Here is a 1,922-nt window from a genome sequence, read left to right on the forward strand (position 1 = left end):
ATTTCTCAGTCCAACTAATGGGGAGCAGTTCACTTCCGGGCCCGCGGGTGGCCATAATGGGGGCATGGCTAACAACACTCGAACTCTGCTGATCGTGCACCACAGCCCGACGGATACGGTGCGGCCGATAGCCCGGCGGGTGATTGAGAAGTGTCAGGAGGCTGCCGCGCAGGCCGCCGAGGCGCTGGGGGAGAGCGCGCCGCGCATCGAGGTGGTTGAGCGCCAGGCCTTGGAACCGGATAAGGCGGAACTCCTGGCAGCGGACGCGGTGATCTTCGGAACAACCGCGAACTTCGGCTATATCTCCGGAGCGCTGAAGCACTACTTCGACACCCTGTTTTACGAGGTCAACGAGGAAAAGAAGGGCACCCCGGTCTCCTGGTGGATCCGGGGTGGATTCGATACCACTGGGGCGGAGAAAGCGATGGATTCCATCATCACCGGCCTGCAGTGGGAGGTGGCGGCTGAGCCTGTGGCCTTCACCGGGAACCCGGCGGAGCAGCAGGACCGGCTCGACACCATGGCGGAGGCCATGGTGGGCGCGCTGCTCAGCTAAGGGCTGGGCGGGCTTACTTCGCGTCGGAGAGGAAGTGCGCGGCACCAGCGGATGCTGCGGTGACCGCGAGGACAGCCGGCCAGGCGCCGATCTTCTTCGCCAGCGGGTGGGAGAGGCCAAAGGCCCCGAGGTAACCGGCGGTGAGCCCAGCGGCGGTGGGCGCGCCAACCTTGGCGTTCCAGGAGCGGGCGGCGTAACCGCCGGCCGCAGCGAGAATCACGCCACCGAGCGGGCGGATCTCGGTCTCGCGGGCGGTGAGCCAGCCACCGATGAGCCCGGTGGCGATGACAGCGGCAGTGTTGACGTCCTTGGCCTTCTTCAGATTCATAGACATATCCCCAGGTTACCCGCGGACGTACCGTGGAGGGCGGAAGAAGAGATAAGCGGAACGAAGGAGCGAACAGATGGAACTGGCACGGGTCTACGACGTCGTCAAAGACAGCGGCGCACAGGGGAGCGCGCAGAGCAGCGACCAGAACAGCGGTAGCGGCGGCGAGGCAGAGGCCTGGTTCCTGGTCGACCGGCTGTGGCCACGGGGAGTATCCAAGGAGAATCTGCCCCTGACGGGCTGGCCCAAGGAACTGACTCCCTCATCGGAGCTGCGCAAGGATTTCCACTCGGGTGAGCTGAGCTTCGCGGATTTCAGCAACCGCTACCGCACGGAGCTGGATGATGCGCTCGATAACGGGGAGATTGAGGACGCACTGCGGGAACTCGAGGAGGCCGGCGCCAAGCCACCCCGTTCGGATGCGAAAACCGAGCAGACCGCGAAGGACGGGGTGCTGCTGCTCTATGGCGCGAAAGACACTGAACAGAACCACGCGATCGTGCTCCTGGAGTGGCTCAACGCCACCCTCCGAGAGCGGCGCGATCGCTAGAGTAATTCGCCCTAGAAAAATAAACCTGGCATAAAACCGCAGGTGCTGGCAGACTGGAGGGCATGGATACATTGATTCTCGCAGCACAAGCAACCCCGGCCCTCGGATTCATCGGCTGGATCATCATCGGCGGTCTGGCGGGTTGGATCGGCTCGAAGATCATGGGCACCGACGCGCAGATGGGCGTTCTCGCCAACATCGTCGTTGGTATCGTCGGTGGCTTCATCGGCGGTTGGGTCCTCACCCTGTTCAACGTCAACTCCGGCGGCATGTTCTGGAGCTTCCTGACCTGCCTGCTCGGCGCGGTGATCCTCCTGTGGATCCTCAAGATGGTTCTGCCGAAGCGCTAAACCGCCTCCGGCACAGCCCACACCAAGGAGCCCTTCGGGGCTCCTTTTTCTTTTGCCGGATTCAGCTGTTTCTGGGGTTAAGTAAAGAAAAGTGTGTCTTTTCCGGGTTAAGTGACAAAAGGGGATGCGGACGGGATC

General features: G+C 62.9%; 4 protein-coding genes. 3 read left to right on the forward strand and 1 reads right to left on the reverse strand.

The features are described from left to right. Window positions 1–64 precede the first annotated feature (64 nt). On the forward strand, window positions 65–556 hold the full coding sequence (locus HMPREF3088_RS04205) for a flavodoxin family protein (protein WP_070758579.1): 492 nt from the start codon (window positions 65–67) through the stop codon (window positions 554–556). A gap of 13 nt (window positions 557–569) precedes the next feature. Here the strand turns inward: HMPREF3088_RS04205 and HMPREF3088_RS04210 are convergent, their stop codons facing one another. Further along, window positions 570–890, reverse strand: a complete 321-nt coding sequence (locus tag HMPREF3088_RS04210) for a hypothetical protein (RefSeq protein ID WP_070758580.1) — start codon at window positions 888–890, stop codon at window positions 570–572. Window positions 891–960: 70 nt separating this feature from the next. Here HMPREF3088_RS04210 and HMPREF3088_RS04215 point away from each other — a divergent pair, with 70 nt between their 5' ends. Then, on the forward strand, window positions 961–1,434 hold the full coding sequence (locus tag HMPREF3088_RS04215) for a DUF488 domain-containing protein (RefSeq protein WP_070758581.1): 474 nt from the start codon (window positions 961–963) through the stop codon (window positions 1,432–1,434). 62 nt (window positions 1,435–1,496) lie between these two features. Next, on the forward strand, window positions 1,497–1,784 hold the full coding sequence (locus HMPREF3088_RS04220; protein ID WP_070758582.1) for a GlsB/YeaQ/YmgE family stress response membrane protein: 288 nt from the start codon (window positions 1,497–1,499) through the stop codon (window positions 1,782–1,784). Window positions 1,785–1,922 lie beyond the last annotated feature (138 nt).

The sequence above is a fragment of the Corynebacterium sp. HMSC22B11 genome (assembly GCF_001815965.1).
Taxonomy (GTDB): Bacteria; Actinomycetota; Actinomycetes; order Mycobacteriales; family Mycobacteriaceae; genus Corynebacterium.

Bases quoted from the DNA above. Each gene is read 5' to 3' on its own strand.
- HMPREF3088_RS04205 (WP_070758579.1), top strand. From the start codon at position 65: ATGGCTAACAACACTCGAACTCTGCTGATCGTGCACCACAGCCCGACG.
- HMPREF3088_RS04210 (WP_070758580.1), bottom strand. From the start codon at position 890: ATGTCTATGAATCTGAAGAAGGCCAAGGACGTCAACACTGCCGCTGTC.
- HMPREF3088_RS04215 (WP_070758581.1), top strand. From the start codon at position 961: ATGGAACTGGCACGGGTCTACGACGTCGTCAAAGACAGCGGCGCACAG.
- HMPREF3088_RS04220 (WP_070758582.1), top strand. From the start codon at position 1,497: ATGGATACATTGATTCTCGCAGCACAAGCAACCCCGGCCCTCGGATTC.